This window comes from Nonomuraea sp. CX421 (assembly GCF_059358955.1).
Window position 1 is genome coordinate 21,283 of sequence record NZ_JCADBK010000009.1, and the last position, 22,481, is coordinate 43,763.

General features: G+C 71.0%; 18 protein-coding genes. 8 read left to right on the plus strand and 10 right to left on the minus strand.

The window, feature by feature from the left end; all coding sequences use genetic code 11:
- Positions 1 to 55: 55 nt before the first annotated feature.
- The 3 genes from AC5L3X_RS18260 (at position 56) to AC5L3X_RS18270 (ending at position 3,460) form a co-directional block, all read left to right on the plus strand.
- Entirely contained in the window at positions 56 to 826 is a 771-nt protein-coding gene (locus AC5L3X_RS18260; RefSeq protein WP_189126332.1) for a DeoR/GlpR family DNA-binding transcription regulator, read from the plus strand.
- 106 nt (positions 827 to 932) lie between these two features.
- Positions 933 to 2,669 (plus strand): glycerol-3-phosphate dehydrogenase/oxidase, encoded by a 1,737-nt coding sequence (locus AC5L3X_RS18265; protein WP_494858247.1) that lies wholly within the window; start codon positions 933 to 935, stop codon positions 2,667 to 2,669.
- Between the two features lie 68 nt (positions 2,670 to 2,737).
- Positions 2,738 to 3,460 (plus strand): hypothetical protein, encoded by a 723-nt coding sequence (locus AC5L3X_RS18270; protein WP_494858249.1) that lies wholly within the window; start codon positions 2,738 to 2,740, stop codon positions 3,458 to 3,460.
- Between the two features lie 254 nt (positions 3,461 to 3,714).
- On the opposite strand, the gene AC5L3X_RS18275 is transcribed toward AC5L3X_RS18270, so the two are convergent.
- The 4 genes from AC5L3X_RS18275 to AC5L3X_RS18290 all read right to left on the minus strand — a co-directional run bounded on the left by AC5L3X_RS18275 (position 3,715) and on the right by AC5L3X_RS18290 (position 11,133).
- Positions 3,715 to 5,505 carry a S8 family serine peptidase gene (locus AC5L3X_RS18275; protein ID WP_494858251.1) on the minus strand — a complete coding sequence of 597 codons (1,791 nt, stop codon included), beginning with the start codon at positions 5,503 to 5,505 and terminating at the stop codon, positions 3,715 to 3,717.
- 95 nt (positions 5,506 to 5,600) lie between these two features.
- A complete protein-coding gene (locus AC5L3X_RS18280) occupies positions 5,601 to 6,782 on the minus strand; it encodes a helix-turn-helix transcriptional regulator (protein WP_494858252.1) in 1,182 nt (393 codons plus the stop codon).
- Between the two features lie 119 nt (positions 6,783 to 6,901).
- Positions 6,902 to 8,944, minus strand: a complete 2,043-nt coding sequence (locus tag AC5L3X_RS18285) for a beta-propeller domain-containing protein (protein ID WP_494858254.1) — start codon at positions 8,942 to 8,944, stop codon at positions 6,902 to 6,904.
- Between the two features lie 32 nt (positions 8,945 to 8,976).
- Complete coding sequence (locus AC5L3X_RS18290) at positions 8,977 to 11,133, minus strand: protein kinase domain-containing protein (RefSeq protein ID WP_494858256.1); 2,157 nt, start codon at positions 11,131 to 11,133, stop codon at positions 8,977 to 8,979.
- Positions 11,134 to 11,206: 73 nt separating this feature from the next.
- Between AC5L3X_RS18290 and AC5L3X_RS18295 the strand changes: the two genes are divergently transcribed.
- The gene (locus AC5L3X_RS18295) at positions 11,207 to 12,712 is read left to right on the plus strand and encodes a succinic semialdehyde dehydrogenase (protein ID WP_494858258.1); all 1,506 of its coding nucleotides are present in this window, start codon (positions 11,207 to 11,209) and stop codon (positions 12,710 to 12,712) included.
- On the plus strand, positions 12,709 to 14,388 hold the full coding sequence (locus AC5L3X_RS18300; protein WP_494858259.1) for an FAD-dependent oxidoreductase: 1,680 nt from the start codon (positions 12,709 to 12,711) through the stop codon (positions 14,386 to 14,388). The genes AC5L3X_RS18295 and AC5L3X_RS18300 overlap by 4 nt, the downstream gene beginning before the upstream one ends.
- A 102-nt stretch (positions 14,389 to 14,490) precedes the next feature.
- Here the strand turns inward: AC5L3X_RS18300 and tgmC are convergent, their stop codons facing one another.
- From tgmC to AC5L3X_RS18315, 3 genes are all read right to left on the minus strand, one after another.
- Complete coding sequence (gene tgmC / locus AC5L3X_RS18305) at positions 14,491 to 15,636, minus strand: ATP-grasp peptide maturase system methyltransferase (protein WP_494858260.1); 1,146 nt, start codon at positions 15,634 to 15,636, stop codon at positions 14,491 to 14,493.
- A gap of 68 nt (positions 15,637 to 15,704) precedes the next feature.
- Positions 15,705 to 16,088, minus strand: a complete 384-nt coding sequence (gene tgmA, locus AC5L3X_RS18310; RefSeq protein WP_494858261.1) for a putative ATP-grasp-modified RiPP — start codon at positions 16,086 to 16,088, stop codon at positions 15,705 to 15,707.
- A 66-nt stretch (positions 16,089 to 16,154) separates the two neighbouring features.
- Positions 16,155 to 16,850 carry a hypothetical protein gene (locus AC5L3X_RS18315; RefSeq protein WP_494858263.1) on the minus strand — a complete coding sequence of 232 codons (696 nt, stop codon included), beginning with the start codon at positions 16,848 to 16,850 and terminating at the stop codon, positions 16,155 to 16,157.
- Between the two features lie 88 nt (positions 16,851 to 16,938).
- Between AC5L3X_RS18315 and AC5L3X_RS18320 the strand changes: the two genes are divergently transcribed.
- Positions 16,939 to 17,976, plus strand: a complete 1,038-nt coding sequence (locus AC5L3X_RS18320) for a PLP-dependent cysteine synthase family protein (protein WP_494858265.1) — start codon at positions 16,939 to 16,941, stop codon at positions 17,974 to 17,976.
- 16 nt (positions 17,977 to 17,992) lie between these two features.
- Here AC5L3X_RS18320 and AC5L3X_RS18325 read toward each other — a convergent pair whose 3' ends face one another.
- The 3 genes from AC5L3X_RS18325 to AC5L3X_RS18335 are packed head-to-tail and all read right to left on the minus strand — an operon-like array spanning position 17,993 to position 20,138.
- Positions 17,993 to 18,856 carry an SDR family oxidoreductase gene (locus AC5L3X_RS18325; RefSeq protein WP_494858266.1) on the minus strand — a complete coding sequence of 288 codons (864 nt, stop codon included), beginning with the start codon at positions 18,854 to 18,856 and terminating at the stop codon, positions 17,993 to 17,995.
- 50 nt (positions 18,857 to 18,906) lie between these two features.
- Positions 18,907 to 19,650, minus strand: a complete 744-nt coding sequence (locus AC5L3X_RS18330) for an N-acetyltransferase (protein WP_494858268.1) — start codon at positions 19,648 to 19,650, stop codon at positions 18,907 to 18,909.
- An 11-nt stretch (positions 19,651 to 19,661) separates the two neighbouring features.
- Complete coding sequence (locus tag AC5L3X_RS18335; RefSeq protein ID WP_189126318.1) at positions 19,662 to 20,138, minus strand: Lrp/AsnC family transcriptional regulator; 477 nt, start codon at positions 20,136 to 20,138, stop codon at positions 19,662 to 19,664.
- A 61-nt stretch (positions 20,139 to 20,199) separates the two neighbouring features.
- Here AC5L3X_RS18335 and AC5L3X_RS18340 point away from each other — a divergent pair, with 61 nt between their 5' ends.
- Together AC5L3X_RS18340 and AC5L3X_RS18345 are read left to right on the plus strand one after the other, a co-directional pair.
- Positions 20,200 to 21,558 (plus strand): pyridoxal phosphate-dependent decarboxylase family protein, encoded by a 1,359-nt coding sequence (locus AC5L3X_RS18340; RefSeq protein ID WP_494858270.1) that lies wholly within the window; start codon positions 20,200 to 20,202, stop codon positions 21,556 to 21,558.
- Between the two features lie 75 nt (positions 21,559 to 21,633).
- Complete coding sequence (locus AC5L3X_RS18345) at positions 21,634 to 22,464, plus strand: SDR family NAD(P)-dependent oxidoreductase (RefSeq protein ID WP_189126316.1); 831 nt, start codon at positions 21,634 to 21,636, stop codon at positions 22,462 to 22,464.
- Positions 22,465 to 22,481: the final 17 nt, after the last annotated feature.

Consider the following 22,481-nt stretch of genomic DNA (forward strand, 5'->3'; position numbering starts at 1 on the left):
CCTGGTCTCGGGCGTGTGCCACGCTTGCACGTGTTGGATCGCCAAGGAGGCATTCGTGTCCCGATATGACCGGTGGAATGCGATTCTGGAGCTGCTCGCTCAAGAGGGTCGCCTGTCCGTCGAGGAGGCCGCCCAGGCGCTCGACGTCTCCACCGCGACGATCCGCCGTGACTTCGACCAGCTCGCCCAGCAGCAGATGCTCATGCGCACCCGGGGTGGCGCGGTCGCCCAGAGCGTCAGCTACGACCTGCCGCTCCGCTACAAGACCGCCCGGCACGCCGACGAGAAGCACCGCATCGCCGCCGCCGCGGTGGAGCTGCTCACCCCCGGCGTGGTCGTCGGGCTCAACGGCGGCACCACCACCTCGGAGCTGGCCCGTGCCCTGGCCACCTGCTCGACGCTGGAGTCGGGTTTCACGGTCGTCACCAACGCCCTCAACATCGCCGCGGAGCTCACGGTCCGGCAGCACGTCAAGATCGTCGTCACGGGTGGGGTGGCCCGCCCGCAGTCCTACGAGCTGATCGGGCCGCTGGCCTCGGGGGTGCTGGAGCAGGTGACGCTGGACGTGGCCTTCCTCGGGGTCGACGGGCTCGACGTCGAGCTCGGGGCCTCCGCGCACCACGAGGGCGAGGCCGACGTCAACCATCTGCTGATCCGCCGGGCCGCGCAGGTGGTGGTGGTGGCCGACGCCTCCAAGATCGGCAGACGGGCGTTCTCCCGGATCTGCCCGATCGGGGAGATCGACACTCTGGTGACCGACGCCCGGCTCTCCGACGAGCTCGCCGGCCGCCTGACCGACGCCGGGGTGAAGGTGATCAGAGCCTGATGGGGCACGATGGTCTCGGGTCGACTCGGGGCAAGCGTTACATCGCGCTGTCCGAGCGGGTAGGTATGGAGCGCAAGGCGACATAGCCGTATATCAGGGGGCGTTTATGACGGCGGGAAGGGGCGTGGCGCGGCTCGGGCCCGTTGAGCGGGCGGCGGCACTGACCAGGATGGGCGCCCAGGAGCTGGACGTGGTCGTGGTCGGTGGCGGGGTGGTGGGCGCGGGCATCGCGCTCGACGCCGCCACGCGCGGGCTGGACGTGGGCCTGGTCGAGGCGCGTGACTTCGCGTCCGGCACGTCGTCGCGGTCGTCGAAGCTGATCCACGGCGGTCTGCGCTATCTCGAACAGCTCAACTTCGAGCTCGTGCGGGAGGCGCTCCAGGAGCGGGCCCTGCTCCTGCAGCGGATCGCGCCGCATCTGGTGCGGCCGGTGCCTTTCCTGTTCCCGATGACGCACTTCGGGTGGGAACGCCCCTACGTGGGGGCCGGCGTGGCGCTCTACGACACGCTCGGGATCGCGACCGGCGTGGCGCGTGGGGTGCCGGGGCATCGGCACCTGTCGCGGAGCCGGGCGCTGCGGCTGGCTCCGGCGCTGAAGAAGTCGGCGTTCACCGGGGCCGTCCAATACTGGGACGCCCAGGTGGACGACGCCCGATATGTGATGACCATGCTGCGCACCGCCGCCACCTACGGGGCGGCGATCGCGCCTCGGGCCCAGGTCGTGGGGTTCCTGCGCGAAGGGGAGCGGGTCACCGGGGTACGCGTGCGCGACCTGGAGAGCGGCGGCGAGCTGGAGGTCCGGGCGCAGCAGGTGGTCAACGCCACCGGGGTGTGGACCGACGACATCCAGGAGCTCGTGGGCGGTCGCGGCCAGATCCATGTCCGGGCGTCCAAGGGGATCCATCTGCTGGTGCCCCGGGATCGGATTCACTCCCTCACCGGGATCATCCTTCGTACCGAAAAATCGGTTCTTTTCGTGATCCCGTGGGGTCGGCACTGGATCATCGGCACCACCGACACCGAATGGACGCTCGACAAGGCGCATCCCGCCGCCTCCCGGGCCGACATCGACTACCTGCTCGACCACGTCAACGCCGTGCTGTCGGTGCCGCTGACGCGCGACGACGTCGAAGGCGTCTACGCCGGGCTGCGGCCGTTGTTGTCGGGGGAGTCCGACGAGACGTCGAAGCTGTCGCGCGAACACGTGGTGGCGCATCCGGTGCCGGGGCTGGTCATGATCGCGGGCGGAAAGTACACGACCTACCGGGTCATGGCCAAGGACGCGGTCGACGCCGTGGCCCACGGGCTCGACCAGCGGGTGCCGCGCTCGTGCACCGACCGGATCCCGCTGGTCGGCGCCGAGGGCTACCAGGCGTTGTGGAACTCCAGATACCGCCTCGCGCACACCTCCGGGCTGCACGTCGCCCGGATCGAGCACCTGCTGCAGAGGTACGGCTCGATGATCGACGAGGTGCTGGAGCTGATCGACCGTGATCCGTCGCTGGCCAGGCCGCTCAGTGGGGCCGACGACTACCTGCGCGCCGAGGTCGTCTACGCCGCCACCCACGAGGGGGCCCGGCACCTGAACGACGTGCTGACCCGCCGGACGCACATCTCGATCGAGACCTTCCACCGCGGCCTGGCCGTGGCGCAGGAGGCCGCCGAGCTGATGGCCGAGCCGCTCGACTGGGACACCGAGCAGGTCAAGCGGGAGGTCGAGTACTTCACCAAGCGGGTGGAGGCCGAGCGGCTCTCCCAGGAGCAGGACTCCGACCAGGACGCCGACGCGATCAGGCTCGGCGCCCCCGAGATCGTGCCGGTCGCGATCCCCGAACACACCTGAGGCGGCCCGCCGATGGCGGTCATACGGGTCATAGGCAGTGGGCCTTCCGCGCGCCGATGAGGGGCCTTATGAGCCGATCGAGGATGTGGACCACCGGGGCCGCGCTGACGTCGGCGCTCGCGCTGTTCGGCGCCGCCTGCACGGCGGCCGGGGAACCGCGCACGGCGAGCCCGCTCGCCTTCTCGCCCACTCCGGGCAAGGACTCGTCGTTCGGTTCGGCCGACGCCTCGTCGCAGGCGCCCACGGGGCTGGCCACACCGCGCGACTACGCGCAGTCCTGCCGGCGGCAGGCGCAGATCTGCCAGGTCCAGGACGGCGCGGTGCCCGCGGAGCTGTGGCGGTCCATGCGCTTTCCCAAGCCCGGCGGCAGGTGCCCGGCCACCGTCGGCAAGCGCCTCCCCGCCGGCCTTCCGTTCGGCGGGACGGCGTTCGGCGACGGCCCGGTCCGCCTGGTGCTGGTGGGCGCGGAGCAGAAGGCGAGGACCGAACTCGACGCGCTGCGCGACGGGTGGCGCGGCAAGAAGTCGCTGTGGTTCGCCGACCCTTCCTACCAGGGACCGGTGCTGCTGCGCGGGATGCGGCTGGACGCCCCGGGCGACGTGGCCTTCGGCGAAAGCCCGGACTCCCTGGCCGTGCAGATCCCGCCCGGGCCCGGCGTCAACGTCAGCGACGGCTACCGGCACTGGCCAGGCAGCACGTGGGTACGAGAACCCGGCTGTTACGGGCTGCGGGCCGACGGGCTGGACTTCTCCGTCTCCGTGGTCGTCGACCTGCGCCCTGCCGATGGGTGAGAGCCCGCCACACCATCGTCTGCGGCGGGAGCGGCATCACACCATCATGACGAGCGCGCCCGCCGCGCTGTCCCAGGCCGGAGCAGGAGACCCAGTTACCGCCGCTGTAGGGGCAGTTGCCGGAGCAGCGGTGGCCGGGCGAGCGCCGACAGGCGCGATCAGGCTCGGCGCCCCGAGACCGTGCCCGTCGCGCCCCCTCAACACTCCTGACAGGCGGCCCGCGCCACCGGCACGGGCCGCCCGATCCGCGAAGGTCAGGGAACCGTCACGGTCTTGGTGATCGTGCCGGTGGCGCCCAGGTTGTCCGTCACGGTGAGGGTGACGGTCTTCGCGCCGGCCGAGCTGTAGAAGTGCTGGTTGGTCGCGCCGGTGCCGGTGGAGCCGTCGCCGAAGTTCCAGGCGTACGACGCGATCGTGCCGTCGGCGTCCGACGAGGACGAGCCGTTGAAGTTGCAGTAACGCCAGAACAGGATCGCCTGGCAGGTCTGCGTGAAGTTGGCCACCGGTGGCTGGTTGGCCGGGGTGCCCGCCGTGACCTGCCTGGTGGTGGAGGCGGTGGCGCCCGCGTTGTCGGTCACGGTGAGGGTGACCGTGTAGGTGCCCGCGGTGCCGTACGTGTGGGTCGCCGTGGCGCCGGTGCCGGTGGAGCCGTCGCCGAAGTTCCACGCGTACGAGGCGATCGTGCCGTCAGGGTCGCTGGAGCCGGAGCCGTTGAAGGAGCAGGCCAGCTGGGTGCACGACGAGGTGAACGACGCCGTCGGCGGCCGGTTGCCGCCGGTCGTCGGCGGGAAGCGGGTCGCGTCGTGCACGTCGAGCAGCGGTTCCTTGACGCCGTCGGTGGAGTCGTCGGTCCAGTTGGAGTTGCCGGTGGCGATCAGCTCGGTCCGTACGGCCAGCGAGCCGGCCCTGGTCGTCGGCTTGTTGGCGCCCGAGGTGAGGATGCCAGCGGCGCCCGCGACGTGCGGGCTGGCCATCGAGGTGCCGCTGATGGTGTTGTAGCCGCCGTTCATCCAGGTGGAGTAGATGCAGGTGCCGGGAGCGGTGATCTCCACGGTGGTGCCGTAGTTGGAGTAGAACGCCAGCGTGTCGTCCTGGTCGGTCTCGGTGCGGCACGACAGCGTGCTGCCGCCCTGGCCGCCGGGCAGGCCGTCGTTGTCGGTCATCGCCGAGACGGTGATCACGTCGGCGTGGTTGGCCGGGAAGAACGACGACGCGTTCGCGCTGCTGTTGCCCGCCGCGACGACGACGACCACGCCGGCGTTGACGGCGTTCGTGATGGCCGTGCTGATCGCGCTGCTGGAGCAGCCGCTGCAGCCGAGGCTGAGGTTGATGACCTCGATGGTCGAGGCGCGGGCGACCACCCAGTCGATTCCGGCGGCGATGGCCGCGAGGGTGCCGGAACCGGCCGAGTTGAGCACCTTGACGCCGTGGATGCGCGCGCCGGGCGCGACGCCCACCGGGCCGATCGTGTTGTCGATGGCGCCGACGGTGCCCGCGACGTGCGAGCCGTGACCGTTGTCGTCGTCACCGGAGTTGTTCACGCACGAGCCGGTCGTGCAGTTGGCCCTGGCGACCACGTTCAGGTCGGGGTGGTCGAAGTCCACCCCGGTGTCGACGACGGCCACGTCCACGTCGATGCGGACGTCGTCCACGCCGTCGATGTCCAGGTTGGGGTTGCTCGGGCCGAAGATCCGCCGCACGCCCGTCGGCGTGGTCTGCGGGAACGCCACGACCTCGGCGTCAGGCTCGACGGTGAGCACGTTCGGGTTCTTCCGGAGCGCCTCGGCGGCGGCCGGGGTGAGGCGGGCGGTGTAGCCCTTGAAGGCGTGCTCGTAGACGCCGACGAGTGTGCCGTCCAGCTGGTTCACCTGGTCCTCGGCGGTCGCTCGTGGCGCCGCCCGCAGCTTGCCCGGGTTGAGCTGGACGATGTACGAGCCCTCCTCGGCCGAGGCTGAGGCCGAGACGGAGGCGTGGATCGGGGTCGGCGTCATGAGTAACGCCAGCGCGCTGACGAGTAACGCGAGCAGGGGGGTGCGTCGTCGCATGGCAGCGTGAGCCCTTCCTGGGGTGGCGGATGGGGACCACTGAAACATGAGCCCAAATCAGGCTCCCGGCCATACGTAAAGCACACGTATTGCGACTACGTAGTGCGTAGTTGCCTGCGTGAGCTCAGGCCGAGTTTGCGCAGCGCGTTGGCCACGTGCACCTCGACCGTCCGGGGTGACAGGAACAGGTCCTCGGCGATCTCCCGGTTCGTCAGCCCGTCGGCGGCCAGCCTGACGACCTGCTCCTCCCGGGGCGACAGGGTGCCTTGCGGCTGGGCCGGGCCGTCGATCCGGCGGTTCAGCCGGCGCCGCGCCGCAGGGGTGATCGAGTCGCACAGGGCCTGCCGGGTCAGCGGCTGGCGCAGGCCGTACCTGCCGGGGGGCGACTCCCACAGCAGGCCGCGCCGTACGGCTTCGGCCAGGCCACGTTCGCCCTGTTCGGGCGGCACCCCCGCGACGGCGGTCAGTGTCCGTTGACCGGTCGGCTCCGGCAGCACGGCCGCAGCCTGCACGAGCCGGCGGGCCGCGAGCGGCAGCGAGCCGAGCTTGAGGAGTACGGCGTCGCGCAGCGCGGGCGGCGTGCCCGGCTCCCGGCCCTCGGCGAGCATCCGGGCCAGTTCCTCGACCGCGAACGGCACGCCCCGGGTGAGCGGCCACAGGTCACGCGGCTCGGGGAGCAGATGCCCGGCCAGCAGCGCGGTCTCCCCGGCGTCGAGCGGTGCCAGCGCGAGCTCGGCGTGGTCGATGTGCGGCGGCAGGTGGGCGAGCAGCTCGGCCACCGGATGCGCGAGGTCCTCGGCCCGGTAGGTGACCACCAGGTTGACCGCCTCGGGCAGGCAGCGGGCCAGGAAGGCGAGCAGTTGCCTGGTGCCGGGGTCCACCCAGTGCGCGTCCTCGACCACCAGCGTGATCGGCTGCAGCGAGCCGAGCAGCGACAGCACGGCCCTGAACAGACGATGCCGCTCGACCTGCGGATCCGGGAGAGGAGGCGGCGCGGGCGGCAGCAGCTGGGCGAACTCGGGTAAGAAAGGGCGTAACGCGCCGGTGACCGGGTTGAGGTCGGCGGGTGGGCAGGTGTCCCGCAGCGCCTCGACGATCGGGCCGTACGGGAAGCGCATCGGGTGGCAGCGGCCGATCAGCATGGGGTGTCCGGCCAGCTCGTGCAGGAGGCGGGTCTTGCCGACGCCCGCCTCGCCCTCGATCAGGATGACGACGGGCGGGCGGCTGAGAGCCGCCGTCAACTGGCGCAGCTCGCGCTGCCGTCCCACGAAAGGCATGCCGCACCGCCCGGCCCGAACTACAAAGTGTCAGTGGATTTTTCATTATTTGTGGGACTGTGTCCATATGAAAGGGCGCCGCCCCTGGGGAACGGCGCACTTCCAGATCGGGAGATGTGTCAGTTCATCGGGATCCACGCCTGCCGGGCCAGCGAGGTGGCGTCGTTCACCTGGACGCCGCTCTGGGAGACGGTCCAGATGGAGTCGCCGATGACCATCGAGCGCTCGATGCCGGGCTGGTAGCCGTTCCTGCGATCCAGGGGATGCTCGATCAGGCCGAGCTTGGTGACCGCGGAGTCGTCGATCTTCAGCGCCATGGCGCCCTGGCGGCCGGTGTGGTCGCTGAGCGGGATGACCGACAGGCCCGTCTTCGGCCAGTACAGGAACGCGTGCGGGTTCCACTCGGCCTCGGAACCCGAGTCCTTCTGGAACAGCTGCGAGAGCCGGCGCGGGCCGGCCGGGTCGCTCACGTCGAACAGCGACACCTGCGTGCCGAGCGTCCGGCCCTGCTCGCTGGCCTCCTGGCCGATGCCGATCAGCCGCCCGTCGCCCGCAGGGTGCAGGTAGGCGGAGTAGCCGGTGATCTTCAGCTCGCCCGTCACGCGGGGTTCGGCCGGGTCGCGCAGGTCGATCGTGTAGAGCGGGTCCACCTGCTTGAACGTGACGCAGTAGCCGACCGGGCCGATGAAGCGGACCGAGTAGATCTGCTCGCCCTTGCCGAGCCCGCCGACCTCGCCCACCCTGCGCATGCCGGCGGCCTCCAGCACGTAGACGCTGCTGGAGCTGGGCCGCTGGTCGGTGGAGGTGAGGGTGGTGGCGATGCGGAGGTGACCGTCGTGCTCCGACAGGGAGTACTGGTTCAGCAGCCGGCCGGGCACCTTGCCGGAGGCCACGTAGGAGGGGGCGCCGGGCTTGCCCAGGTCGAACCGGTGCACCTCGGTCTCCTCCGGCGGTTCCGTGGGAGTCGGCGCCAGAGTGGGCTTGATCTTGCCCTCGGCCGGCGCGGACTCGGTGGGCGAAGTGGCCGAGGTGGCCGAGGTGGCCGAGCTGGACGTGCTGGCCGAGGTGCCCGAGGTGGGCGTGCTGGCCGAGGTGGACGTGGTGCGCGGGCTGGGCTCCGAGGGGGTCGGCTCGGTGATCGGGGCGTCCTCCACGACCATCGGCTGCATGGGCCGCCACCAGTGCGGATTGCTGGCCACGTACAGGCTCTGGCCGGTGCCGTAGACGATGTCACCGTCGGCCGCCAGGCTGATCGGGTCGGTGCCGGCCGCCGTGACGCCCTGGGCCAGGTCGATCGTGTGCAGGGTGAGCAGCGAGGCGCCGGTGTAGTCGGCCGGGTGGCTGACCCGCTCGCAGGGCACCGAGTCCTTCCTGGTGGCGCCGGACGCGTCGGTGATCTCGACCTCGGGCAGCCACGCGTCCAGCGGCGCCTGCCGTACCGCGGCCTGGTTGAGCTTCGTGCGCTCGGCCTCCGAGGTGGCGTCGGGGGGCCGGGGGAACGTGATGGCAGGCTGGCTCCGGGTGACCAGCCGCACGGTCGAGCCGACCATCCGGGCGTCGACGTACTCGCCGTCCGGCTTGATCGTGGCGAGCACCTTGGGCTGCCCGGACAGGTCCACGAGCAGGTATCTGGTCTCGCCCATCGGCACGACGGCGTCGAACACCATGCCGCCGCCCCGCATCAGCACCAGCGCCCGATCGCCCGAGACGAGCAGGTCGGCGGGCTGGTAGGTCGGCTCCTTGCCGCCGTTCAGGTCCAGCGAGGCGGTGACCTTCCTGGTCGCCGTGTCGATGACGCGCAGTACGCCGTTGCCGGCCGTGATGACCCGGTCCCCGTCGGTCTTGACCAGGTCGGGCTCGTCCACGCCCGCCTCGTGCACGTTCGTCGTGGAATGCTCGGGGGTGAGCGAGACCTTGGCCTCGGGCACGGCCATCGCGGTGTCACGCGCCAGATACTTCACCTGGGGCCCGCCGAAGCCCCACGCGCCTACGCTCTTCGCCGCGCGCTCGCGCAGCCCGGCCAGCAGCTCGTCGCAGTCGCTGTAGGAGACGAGACGTACGGCCTCCAGCCGCTGCTTCGGGAGCGGCGGGGTGGCGGAGGTGCAGGCGGCGGCGGTCGCGAGGACTGTGGCGACCAGTGCCGTACGGATCGGCGGCTTCATGACCACATTGACGGATCCCGCGGCCGGGTGGTTCAGGAGCCCCGGGCCGGGTTGACGGTGAAGACGGGACTCAGCTCCAGCTCGTCGGGGATCTCCAGCAGTTTGCGCACCAGCTCGCCGTCGAAGCCGACGACCTGGACCTCGTCGTTGGTGGCGTCGCTCTGCTCCCAGCAGAACAGGTGGGTCTCGTCGTACCAGCCGAGGATCTTGTCGCAGTCGGAGGAGAACGCCCGGACCCGGTCGCCGGTGGCTGAGTCCCAGAGGCAGTGGTCGCGGCCGACGCCCTCGGGGCAGTTGGTCACGAACAGCTTGCCGGAGGGGGAGAAGAGGTCCTGCGTGCCCGAGGCCAGCGTGCCGACGGCGGGCGCGTCGCGGACCGCCTTGCCCGCGGCGTCGAAGAAGCGCAGCCCCTCGTCCTTGCCGTAGACGTTGACCACGCCCTTCTCCTCGCCGTCCCAGCCGAAGGAGGAGCCGCGGATCGCGCTGTCGGCCACGTTGACCACGGTGGCCTTGGCCTCGGCCACGTCGACGAGGACGAAGCCCAGGTAGAGCCAGTCGTCGCCCTTCTTCCGCTCGATGTTGAGCAGGAGCGTCGAGCCGTCCTTGGACCAGGAACGCAGGCTGCTGATCAGCGGCTCGCGCACGGTCTTGACGGTGGACCTGGCGCCCGAGCGCCGGTCGGTGATGACGATCGAGTCGTAGTCGTCGGAGGTGTAGGTGCGGCCCCTGCTGGCCAGGCGGTGACCGTCGGGCGAGACGAGTGACTCCCAGTTGTCGGCGTACTTGACGAACGTGCCGCGCAGTGACTTCCTGGCGTAGTCCTGCCACTCCTCGGACTTCTTGTCGTAGATCTCGTACGAGGTGAGGGTGATGGCGTCAGCCGGGTGCTCGTAGAGCGTGATCGCGCCGCCGGGCAGTTTGCGCCTGACCGGGTCGGCCGGCACCGCCGTGGGGGTCTGGCGCTGCTGCGTCGTCGTCGTTCGCGGCGTGGCCGAGAGGGCCGCGACCGGGGTCCGCTGCCGCGAGACGACCACCGCCACGGCCGCCAGCATGAGCACCGCGACGGCCACCGTCACACCGATGATGATCGGGCCCTTGCCCCTGCGGGGTGGCGGGAACCCCGGCCGGTGGTGCGTGGGAAAGGACGTCGAAGACCCGGGAAACGCTCCGGGCGGCATCGAGGACCTCGCGGGCGCCGGGAATGCCGCCGGCGTGGACCCCATCGGCGACCCGGAGGCCATCGGGTGCCGAGACGGCGCCGGATGCGCCGGGTGCGGTGCCGGGTGCGCTGCCGGGGGCGTCGGGTGCGGGGGCGCCGGCGGGTGCGGCGCCGAGGGGGTCGCGGCGGCGGCCGCCTGGGCGAGGATGCCCGGGTTGGGCGCGGCACGCTGCAGTAAGCGCATGATCACCTGCTCGGCCGTCGGCCGGCGGGCAGGGTCCTTGGCCAGGCAGTCGAGCACCACGTCGCGCAGCGGCCCGTCGAGCACGCCCACGTCGGGATCCTGGTTGAGCACCCGGTTGAGCACGGCGGGCATGGTGTCGCTGCCGAACGGCGCCCGGCTGGATGCGGCGAACACCATCGTCCCGGCCCACGAGAACAGGTCGGCGGCCGGCCCGACGGTGTGTCCCATGATCTGCTCGGGCGGCATGTACGAAGGGGTGCCGACCGGCATGCCGCTGATCGTCGAGGTGGCGTCGAGCGCCCTCGCGATGCCGAAGTCGATCACCCGCGGCCCGTCGGTGCCGAGGATCACGTTGGCCGGCTTGAAGTCGCGGTGCACGATGCCGGCCTGGTGGATCGCGGCCAGCGCGGTGGCCGTGCCGACGGCCAGGCGGTGCAGCGAGGAGCCGGTGCGCGGCCCCTCCCGCTGCACGACCTGCTGCAGCGACGGCCCCTCGATGAACTCACTGACGATGTAGGGCCGCTGGTGTTCGATGCCGGTGCCCAGAACGGCCGCCGTGCAGAACGGCGCCACCCGCTGAGCCACCTGCACCTCGCGCAGGAACCGTTCGACGCTCACCTCGTCGGCCGCCTGGTCAGCCCGCAGCCACTTGACGGCGACGTGCTCGCCGGAGGGGTCCTTGGCCAGGTAGACGACCCCTTGCCCGCCCTCGCCGAGCCTGCCGAGGAGATCGAGGCCGGCCAGGCGTGGCGGATCTCCGGGTCTGAGCGGCGCGAAGGAAGGCATGAGGGGATTCTCACCCCATGCCGCGCCCGGCGAAAACTACCCGCGAGTAGCATGTCCGGAATATCCTTCTGCCATGCACGTGACGTCCAGCGGCACGACCCAGCAGATCACCGTGCCGTTCACCGGCGAACCCCTCGCCCAACTGCCCCTCTCCACCGCCGACGACGTCAGCGTGGCCTACCGGAAGGCACGGGCCGCGCAGGAGGAATGGGCCGCCCGGCCGGTCGCCGAACGGGTGCGGCCGTTCCTCCTCCTCCACGACGCGCTGCTCGACCGGCGCGACGAGATCCTCGACATCGTCCAGAACGAGACCGGCAAGGCCCGCAAGCACGCCTTCGAGGAGGTGCTGGACGTCGCCGGGGGCGGCCTCTACTACGCCCGCCGCGCCCCCGGCCTGCTCGCCCCGCGCAGACGCCAGGGCATCCTTCCGGTGGCCACCCGGGTGAGCGAACTGCGCCGGCCCAAGGGCGTGGTCGCGCTCATCTCGCCGTGGAACTACCCGCTCTCCCTCGGGATCACCGACGCCGTCCCCGCGCTCCTGGCCGGCAACGCGATCGTCCACAAACCCGACACGCAGACCGCCCTGTCCACGCTGTGGACGATCGACCTGCTGGCCGAGCTGGGCATGCCGCGCGAGATCTGGCAGGTGGTGCTGGGCGAGCCCGCCGAACTCGGCGACGCGCTGCTCGACGGGGCCGACTACGTGGCCTTCACCGGCTCCACCCGCAGCGGCCGGAAGATCGCCGAGGAGGCGGCCAAGCGGCTCATCGGCTGCTCCCTGGAGCTCGGCGGCAAGAACCCGATGGTGGTGCTCGACGACGCCGACCTCGACCTCGCCGTCCAGGGCGCCCTCCGGGCCTGCTTCACCAACGCCGGCCAGCTCTGCCTGTCGATCGAGCGCCTGTACGTGCACGCGAGCGTGTTCGACGCCTTCGCCGAGCGCTTCACCCGGCAGGTGCGCAACCTGCGGCTGGGCGCGGGCCACGACTGGTCGGTGCAGATGGGCTCGCTCACCTCCCAGCGCCAGCTCGACGCCGTCAGCGCGCACGTCGACGACGCGCTGGACAAGGGCGCCACGCTGCTGACCGGCGGCAAGGCCAGGCCCGACCTCGGGCCGCTGTTCTACGAGCCCACGGTCCTCACCGGCGTCACCGAGGACATGGAGCTGTGCCGCAACGAGACGTTCGGCCCGGTGGTCGCGCTGTACCCGTTCGGCACCGACGACGAGGCCGTCGCCCTGGCCAACGACACCGTCTACGGGCTCAACGCCTCCGTCTGGACCACCGATCTCGCCCGCGGCCGCGCGTTCGCCGCCCGCGTCAAGGCCGGCACGGTCAACATCAACGAGGGGTACGGCTCCGCCTACGCCTCCTACGACGCCCCGATGGGCGGCATGAAGGCGTCCGGCATCGGCCGCAGGCACGGCGCGGAGGGCCTGCTCCGCTACACCGAGTCGCAGACCGTGGCCTCCCAGGCGAGCTGGCTGGGGTTCGAGCCGCCGTTCGACCTGTCGTACGAGACGTGGGCCGAGGTTCTGAGCGTCACGCTCAAGACGATGAGGAGGCTCCGGCTCAAGTGAGCGACTTCGACGTGCTCGTCATCGGGTCCGGGTTCGGCGGCAGCGTCTCGGCGCTCCGGCTGACCGAGAAGGGGTACAGGGTCGGCGTGCTGGAGGCGGGCCGGCGCTTCGACGAATCCACTCTGCCCGCCACCTCCTGGCACGCGCGCGACTTCCTGTGGGCGCCCTGGCTCGGGCTGAAGGGCATCCAGCGCATCCACGTGCTGCGCGGCGAGCGTGGCAGCAAGGTCATGGTGCTGGCCGGGGCCGGGGTGGGCGGCGGATCGCTCAACTACGCCAACACCCTGTACGAGCCGCTCGACCCGTTCTTCCAGGACCCGCAATGGGCGTCCATCACCGACTGGAAGGCCGAGCTGGCTCCCCACTACGACCAGGCCAGACGCATGCTGGGCGTGGTGACCAACCCCACGGTGACCCGGGCCGACGAGATCATGCGCAAGGTCGCCGATCGGATGGGCGTGGCGGACACCTTCCGCCTCGCGCCCGTCGGCGTCTACTTCGGCGAGGACGGCGTCGACCCCTACTTCGGCGGCGCCGGCCCCGAGCGGCGCGGGTGCACGCAGTGCGGCCAGTGCATGACCGGCTGCCGTCACGGCGCCAAGAACATGCTCACCAAGAACTACCTCTACCTGGCCGAACGGGCGGGCGCCCGGATCTACGCCGAGTGCACCGTCACCTCGGTGCGTCCGCTGCCCTCCGGCGGCTACCGGGTGCACGTCCGTAGGACGGGGTCCGCGCGGCTGCGCCGTACGTTCACCGCGAAACAGGTCGTCTTCGCGGCCGGCACGTACGGCACCCAGCGGTTGCTGCACCGGCTGCGCGCCGACGGCACGCTGCCCCGCGTCTCCGCCCGGTTGGGCACGCTGACCAGGACCAACTCCGAGGCACTGCTGGGCTTCGAACGGCTCTCGGCCGACGGCGAGAAGCTCAACTCCGGCGTCGCCATCACCTCCTCCATCCACCCCGACGCCCAGACGCACATCGAGCCGGTCCGCTACGGCGACGGCTCCAACGCGATGGGCCTGCTGCGCACCCTGCTCATCGACGGCGGCCAGTCCCGGTGGCGCGCCTTCGCCCGCGAGGTGGCGGCGCACCCGCTGCGGGCGCTGCGCCTGCTCAACCTGCGGCGCTGGTCGGAGCGGACCATCATCGCGCTGGTCATGCAGGCCAAGGACAACTCGATCACGGTACGCGGCACCCGCTGGGGCCTGCGCGCGTCGCGCGGCCACGGCGAGCCCAATCCCACCTGGATCCCGGCCGGTCACGACGCGGTACGGCACGCGGCCGAGGAGGTCGGCGGGCTGCCGGGCGGGTCGTGGCTGGACCTGTTCGACATCCCGGCGACGGCGCACTTCCTCGGCGGCTGCGCGATCGGCGACTCCCCGGACACCGGCGTGATCGACCCCTACCACCGGCTCTACGGCCACGAGGGGCTGCACGTCGTCGACGGTTCGGCCGTCTCGGCCAACCTCGGCGTCAACCCGTCGCTGACCATCACCGCGCAGGCCGAGCGGGCCATGTCGTTCTGGCCGAACGCGGGCGAGGCGGATCCGCGTCCGCCTCTCGGCTCGGCCTACGACCGGCTCTCGCCGGTCGCGCCGCGCGACCCGGTGGTCCCCGCCGCCGCCCCCGGCGCCCTCCGGCTGACCCTCACGCCACGTACGACGCCGGCCTGACGTGTACGACGCGGAGACCTGACCGCGTACGGCGTCGAGATCCGACCGGGCGCGCGGGCCCGCCGGGGCGGATCCCGCGCGCGGGACACCGCCGTGGATCGGTCAGACAGGGAGATTCCAGCTCGGCCCGTCCGGGTCGCCGAGCCAGACCCGCTGCCGCCCGTCGCGCGTCACGGTGAGACCGAAGGCCGACTGGTGGGGAGATCCCGCTCGCTGCCAGGTCAGGATGGCGTCCTCGACGGCGTCCCACAGCCGGAGCGGCCCGTGCTGGTGCACGCTCCAGCCACCGTCCGGGGCCGGCTCGGTGGTGGCCTGGGACCCGGTGGCCACGTCGATCAGGAACACCTCGTCCCCGTCACCGATCTTCTCGGCCGAAGGCGCGGCGAGCTGGGCGACGAACACGCCGGTCGAGTCGTCGAGCAGCTTCGGATCGATCCGGCTCGCGCGCGCCTCCCCGAGGCCCGTCAGGTAGAACGGCGAGCGCGGCGGGGGCTGATGCGGGCGGGCGGGCATGAACGAGATGTCCTCGGCGCGGAACCGGCCGGAGGCGGTGCCGTCGTCGCCGAGCCTGAGATGCGCGAACGCCGACCCGTGCATCCAGCCCGTCAGCGGAGCGGTGATGGTGCCGCCGTCACGCACCTGCCACATCCAGGGCGCGGGGATGTAGCGCACCGAACAGGTGGCGATCAGGTGGTCGTACTCGGCGTTCTCCGGATGGCCGCCGAGGCCGTCACCCACGACGAGGGTGGGGGCGTAGCCCTGCCGCGAGAGGCCGGCCCGCGCGCCGGCGGCCACGGCCCGATCGTACTCGACCGAGGTCACGCGAGCCTCGCCGAGCCGGTGGCACATGAGAGCGGTGGAGTAGCCCGTCCCCGTGCCGATCTCCAGCACCGAGTCGGTGTCCACGATCTCGGCGACCTCCAGCATCCGCACCACCAGGCTGGGCATCGTGGAGGAGCACGTCGGGCTCCCGCCCATCGTGTCGGTCGCGGCCGCGGCCATGACACCGTCCACTTGGGTGACCCAGGATTCGTCGGAGTCGGCCATCCGCAGCCACTCCTCATCGCCCACGTCCTGGCGACGCACCGGCTCCCACAGCGTGCCGTACGAACCGTTCACCCGCCGGAAGACCGCGTCTCCGAGAAAGAACTCGCGGGAAACGTGCTCGACCGCGGCCCGCCATTGCGGATCGTGTAGGTGACCACCCGAGATGAGTCGCTCGGCCAGTCCAGCGCTCCGATCGGTCATGTACGTCCTTTCCCCAGAGAGGTTGGCGAGAGCGCACGCTGTTGATCACCAGAACGGAACATCCGTCATCAACAGTCGTCGGCGTAGTCGATGGTGTTCTCGTGGTCTTTAGCAGGCCTCGTACTGTCAGAGCAGCTGGTCGTCGTGTTCTTGTTGGTCTCCTTGTTGGTGCCGTGCCTGCCCGCCTCGATCGGCTGGCCGGACGGATCGAAGTAGCGACCGGTCTGTGTCACGGGGTCGAGTTCGACGCGGGGCACTTCCACGCGAGCGGACGGGTTGAATGCGGTCACGCGGGTGACTCCCCACGGTTCGGCTGTCATGGTTTTCATGGCCTGGTGTTTCCTTCTTTCTTCGGTTGACGGACAGGATGGGCCACTGGTTGACCTGGCCGCCGGGGAATCGGAAGGCGAGCTGGCGAGTTGCCGGGCTTGCGTGGAAAAGGGGCCGGCCATGAATTGGCCGGCCCCCGGGTGTGTCCGGTCGGGCCCCGTTCGACCGGATTCACCACTGGTACGCGCTCAGGCGGCGCGGGTGATGGTCTCGCAGTCGGCGTGGACCGTATCCACGGCGACTCGGTCGGCGATCGCCCTGTCGGCGGTGCCGCCGTCGCAGCGGACGGAGTTCTCGGCCTGGCCGTCCTGGACGTCGATCACGTCGTTGCCGGCGCCGCCCGACACGGTGTCCCGGCCACGGCCAGGAGTGATCGTGTTGCCCAGGGCGTCGCCGGTCAGCGTGTCGCCGAACGAGCTGCCGATGATGTTCTCCGTCTGGATGTTGTCCTGGTCGGCCGGCCGGGTGCCCTCGGCGGGGCGGCCGTCGTTGAACGCGAAGTCCAGTCGCACGGTCACCCCGGCCGCGGCCGAGGACAGGGCGTAGGAGGTGGTGTCCTCGCCGTTGTGGCCGGCGTACAGGATGCGGCTGGCCGTGGTGCCCGCGGCCTCGCCGACGAGGAAGGTGTCGTCGCCGTCGTCCCCCTCGACCGACCCGGCGAACGGGACGAGCGTGTGGAAGGTGTCGCGGCCGTTGCCCAGCCTCGCCAGGATCTTCGGGATGCCGGCCGAGCACCGGACCGTGGTGGGATCACCGGCGACCGCCAGGCAGCCGGCTCCCGGAACGATCGTCACCGAGTCGGACACCCGGATCGCACCCCCGCTCTCGACCTCTCCATGGTCGAGCAGAAGATTGTTCTGCTCTGCTGAGAAATGCACACTCATGACGGCCTATTTCCAGCAAAAGTACGCACACCTAGTGCTCCTGGCCTCGTTGAGCGCGGGCACCTCAAGGGCGTGAAAGGGTGATCGGATGGGCTGGGATGTGCATGCGCTGGACCTGCTAGAGGCGGGGGCGCCGACGCCTCTGGTCGAGTTTCCCGTGGCGGCGCCCGGCGTCAGGCTGCTGCTGAAGGACGAGTCGGCGCATCCGACCGGGAGCCTGCGGCACCGGCATGCCAGGGCGTTGTTCCGGCGGGCCGTCCTCGACGGGCTGGTGACCGAGGGGACGACCGTGGTGGAGGCCACCGGGGGCAACGCCGCCGTGGCGCAGGCGTGGTTCGCCAGGCGGCTCGGCCTGCCGTACATCGTGGTCATGCCCGGCGTGCGCGGTGAGGAGCGGGCGCGGCCGGTGGAGGAGCTGGGCGGCGAGTGCCGGTTCGTGACCCCGCCATTGGCGATCTACGACGCGGCGCGGCAGATCGCAGGGCACTTCCTCGACCAGTTCGGTCGAGCGGTCGAGCACGACCTGGCCGACGAGCTGTTCGCCCAGGTACGCCCGGACTGGGTGGTGGTGGGGGTCGGCACCGGAGCCACCTCGGCGACCCTGGGCCGCCGGGCCCAGGCCCTCGTCGCCTCTCCGGGTGCGGGCCCAGAGCAACTCCCCACGCTTGCGGGCCCAGAGCCGGGCAGTGTGGACCGGACACGGGTGGCGGTGGCCGATCCCGAGAACTCGGCGTACTTCCCCGGGTGGACCCTGGACGTGTCCGACTACGCGACGGGCATGCCGTCACGCATCGAGGGGATCGGCAGGCCGCGCGTGGAGCCCGGTTTCCGCCCGGACCTGGTCGACCTGGTGATACCGGTGCCCGACGCGGCCTCCGTGGCCGCCGCCCGGCGCGTTCGCGAGGTCACCGGGCTGCCCGTGGGCGGTTCGTCGGGCACCGCGCTCTGGGCCGCGCTGGAGCTGGTCGAACGGATGCGCGCCAAGGGCCGTCACGGCACGGTGGTGTCCGTGATCGGCGACGCGCATCCACGACATCTGGCGACTTATCACGATGACGCGTGGGCCACCGCGAAAGGGCTCGACGTGCGGGCCCACGAGCAGGAGCTGCTCCGCCGTACGAGCTGATCAGCCGGAGCGGCGTTCACCCCGGAAGGGTCTCGCCGCCGATGGGGGCGAGGACCTCGCCGGTGTAGTACGACGACAGCCGCTCGGCGGCGAAGAAGACGTACGACGGCGCGATCTCGTCAGGGTCGGCGGCCCGCTTCATCGGCACCTGCTCGCCGAACTTCTCGACCTTCTCCTCGGGGAACGTCGCCGGGATCAGCGGCGTCCAGACCGGCCCAGGGGCCACCGCGTTGACCCGGATGCCCTTTTCGACGAGGTTCTGTGCCATCGCGTAGGTGAATGCGTTGATCGCGCCCTTGGTGGCGGAGTAGTCGATCAGCGTCTTGTTGCCGCGCAGCCCGTTCACGGACGAGGTGTTGATGATCGCGCTGCCCTCCCGCAGGTACGGCAGGGCGGCCTTGGTGACCCGGTAGTAGCTGTGGATGTTCACCGCGAACGTGTGCTCCCACTGCTCGTCGGTCAGCTCCTCCAGGGAGTTGACCGGCTCCTGGTAGGCCACGTTGTTGACCACGACGTCGAGGCCGCCGAGCTCGCCGACCGCCTGCTCGACGACCGACGCGCAGTGGTCGCGGTCGCCCAGGTCACCCGGGAGCAGCACACAGCGCCGATCGGCCTGCTGCACGAGCTTCTTGGTGTGGTTGGCGTCCTCGTGCTCGCTGAGGTAGGCGATCGCGACGTCGGCCCCCTCCTTGGCGAAGGCGATGGCGACCGCCCGGCCGATGCCGGAGTCACCGCCGGTGATCAACGCCCGCTTGCCCGCCAGCAGGCCCCTGCCCTCGTAGTCGCGCATCTCATCGCGGGGTTCGGGCGCCATCTCGCCGCTGCGTCCTGGGTACGGCTGGCTCTGACCGGGCGGTGTGGTGTTCGCTTCTTCAGGCATACGGGGACGCGTGCCCGCAGGTCGGCACGCCTAACGTGCCCTGCGCCCGGTCAGCGCAGCGGGTGGCTGACCCAGACGTTCGGCTCGACGTAGACCGCGTGGTCGTGCGCCACGTCGCAGTGCACCGGGCTGAGCGCTCCCGGCACCTCGATCGTGCCGGTGCGGTCGAAGGGCAGATCGGTCCACGCGCGCCACTCGTCGAGCGTGCCCGCGACCACCATCGACCGGGGCGCCACCTTGACGATCTTCCCGCCGGCCCGTACGTGCACGCGCAGCCAGGCGTCGTGCGGCAGCCCGTCCGCACGCGTGCGGAAGGCGTACTCGGTCATGGGGGTGTGCGGTTCGAGGTGCTTCTGGTTGGGCCGGACGGGCGCCACCAGCTCGGCGAACCCCATCGCGGCCGCGTGGTCGCGCATCGCGCTCACCATGCGAGGCGACACCCCCGACCCCAGCAGGTCGCGCCGGACGGTGATCTCCAGGGCGGAGATGGCGGAGGTCTCGGTGGAGGTCTCGCGGGCCAGCCAGCCCCGGCGGATCACCGCGTCCCAGCCGTCGTCGGGCAGCTCGGACCCCTTCGGCGCGTACGGGATCATGCAGGCGCGCGCCACCAGCCGCCCAGGCTCGGCGTCGTCGTCGGCCACCAGCACGTAGCCGGTGTAGGCCGAGTCGGCGATCTCGTAGAAGAGGTCGGCGATGGGGTCCTTGAGCATGAACTCGGGCCACGCGCTGTCCATCGTCCAGAGCGAGGCGGCGAGTTCGGGACGTTCGGCGAGCGTCGTGATCCGGAGGGACATGTGGATCATTGTTACATTTCGGATGGCCGCTGGACCGGCTGGTGCTCGGTCCTGAAGATCAGCGTGGTCTGCAGATGGACGATCTCCGGCCGGACCAGGAACTTCTCCAGCGCCAGCCGGTGCAGGTGGTCGGCGTCGGTCACGGCCACGTGCACCAGGAAGTCCTCGGTCCCGGCGACGTGGAACAGGGTGATTGTCTCCGGCAGGCCGAGCACGAACGTCCGCAGCGGGTCCACGAGCTGGCTGGTGTGGGGGCGTACGCGAAGGGCGAGCAGCGCCTGCAGCGGCCGGCCCAGCTTGGCCGGCTCGACCCACGCGCGGAACCCGGTGATGACGCCCCGGCGGCGCAGCGAGCGGACGCGTTCCAGGGCCGTCGAGGGTGCCACGCCGAGGCGGTCGGCGAGATCCTTGTTGGGCAGCCGGGCGTCGTTCTGCAGCTCGGCCAGAATGGCCAGGTCGATCGAATCCAGTTCGGTGTTATGCGGCATTGTCACCCTTTCCTTCGGTGACGCTAGCCGGGCCTCGATGAAGTGACCACTATTTCGGAGTATGTGGAACATCGAGGAGTTCACCGAGGCGGCGGGCATCACGGTCCGCGAGCTGGCGGCGTACGTGGACGAGAGCCAGCGGGGCGCCGTGCCCGTGATCAGACGCGAGCCGCCCCGGGAGCTGGCCGAGCGGCTCGGGCTGCGGGACCTGATCCGGGACGGCGGGATGATCCCGGGGACGTACCAGGAGTTTCTGCGGACGTTCCTCGCGGAGGGCACCAGGCTCCACCATCCCGCCTACCTGGGACACCAGAGCGCGTCGCCGGACTTCCCGGCGGCACTGGCCGATTTCATCCACGGCGCCACGAACAACCCGATGGCCGTCTACGAGATGGGCGCGGCGGCGGCCACGGTCGAGTTCGAGGTGCTCAGGTGGATGCTGGCCAAGGTGGGCCTTCCGGCCGGCGGCGGCGTGCTGACGCACGGCGGGTCACTGGCGAACCTGACGGCGCTGCTGGCCGCGCGGGCACGGGTGGCGCCCGACGCGTGGGAGAACGGCGTGCCGGGCGACCTGGTGATCCTCGCGCCGCCCTCGGCGCACTACTCGGTGTCACGCGCCGCGTCGATCCTGGGGCTGGGGCAGCGTTCGCTGGTGCCGCTGGAGACGGACGCGCTCGGCCGGATCGACGTCAGCCGCCTACCCGACATTTCCGGAAAAAGGGTGATGGCGCTGGTCGCGTCCGCCTGCGCCACGGGCACCGGGCTCCACGACGACCTGCGCACCCTCGGCGCGTGGTGCCGCGAACGCGGCGTCTGGTTCCACGTGGACGGCGCGCACGGAGCCTCGGCCCTGCTCAGCGACCGGCACCGGCACCTGCTCGACGGCATCGACCAGGCCGACTCGGTCATCTGGGACGCCCACAAGATGCTCCGCACCTCCTCCCTCGCCGCCGCCGTGCTCGTCCGCGAGGAGGGCGACCTGGACGCCGCCTTCCGGCAGCAGGCCAGCTACCTCTTCTACGGCGACCAGGGCTTCGACCTGATCGGCCGCACCGTCGAGTGCACCAAGGCCGAGCTGGGCCTCAAGATCTTCCTGAACCTCGCCTGGCGCGGCGAGCGCGGCCTCGGCGACTACGTGGCCCGCCAGTACGCCACGGCCCACCGCTTCTGGGAGCTCGCCGCCCAGCGACCCGCCTTCGATCTGCCGTACGAGCCCGAGAGCAACATCGTCTGTTTCAGGTACGGCGACGCGGACCAGGCCACGATCCGCGAGCGCCTGCTGCTCGACGGCTCCTTCCACCTCACCTCCACCGAGCTGGGCGGCGCCCGCCACCTGCGGGTCACGGTCATGGCCCCCGCGACGGACGACAAGATTCTGGAGGCGCTGCTCGACGAGATCGCCGCCGTCGCGACGTACTGAATCCGGATTTGCCGACCTTCTGGACGGATCCGCCCGATCCTGTACGTTCGAGTCGAGCGCTAGGGGAGGGTTCCGGTGCGAGAACTGTTCGGCAAGGTCGCGGTGGTGACGGGGGCGGCGAGCGGCATCGGGAGGGCGTTATCCGTGCGCCTCGCCGCCGAGGGCATGTCGCTGATGCTCGCCGACGTCGATCCGGGTGGGCTGGCCGAGACCGCCGAACTGGCGGGCAACGGCAAGGCCCTCACCCAGATCACCGACGTGTCCGACGAGGCGTCCGTGCACCACCTGGCCGACCGGGCCTTCGGTGAGCTCGGCGCGGTCCACCTGCTCTGCAACAACGCGGGCGTCTTCCAGCGCGGGCACATGTGGACCCGCACCCCCGAGGACTTCAGCTGGCTGCTGGGCGTCAACCTGTGGGGCGTGCTCCACGGCATCCAGGCGTTCGTCCCGCGCATGATCGAGCAGGACACCGAAGGCCACATCGTCAACACCGTGTCCGTGGCCGGCCTGCTCGGCGCCCCGTCGGCGGGCGGATACGCGGTCAGCAAGTACGCGGCGTACGCGGCCACACAGTCGCTCGCCCAGGATCTGGCCGCCGTTGGGTCCAGGCTGCGCGTCACCGCCCTGTGCCCGGGCGGGGTGCGGACCAGGATCAACCACTCCGAACAGGTCCGCCCAGCGGGACTGTCCCTCGCTCGCGGCTCCGACGACCCGGAGGCGCAGGAACGGCTCGACGCCGCCGTCGAGCGCGGCATCGAGCCGGAACGGGTCGCCGACCTGGTCGTCGAGGCGATCCACGAGGAACGCTTCCTGGTGCTGACCCACCCCGACTACGGCATGGGCCTGCGCAGGCAGACCGACGCCCTGCTCACGGGCGGGATCCCCCCACTGCCCGCGTACGAATGACACCTGGCCAGGCAGGA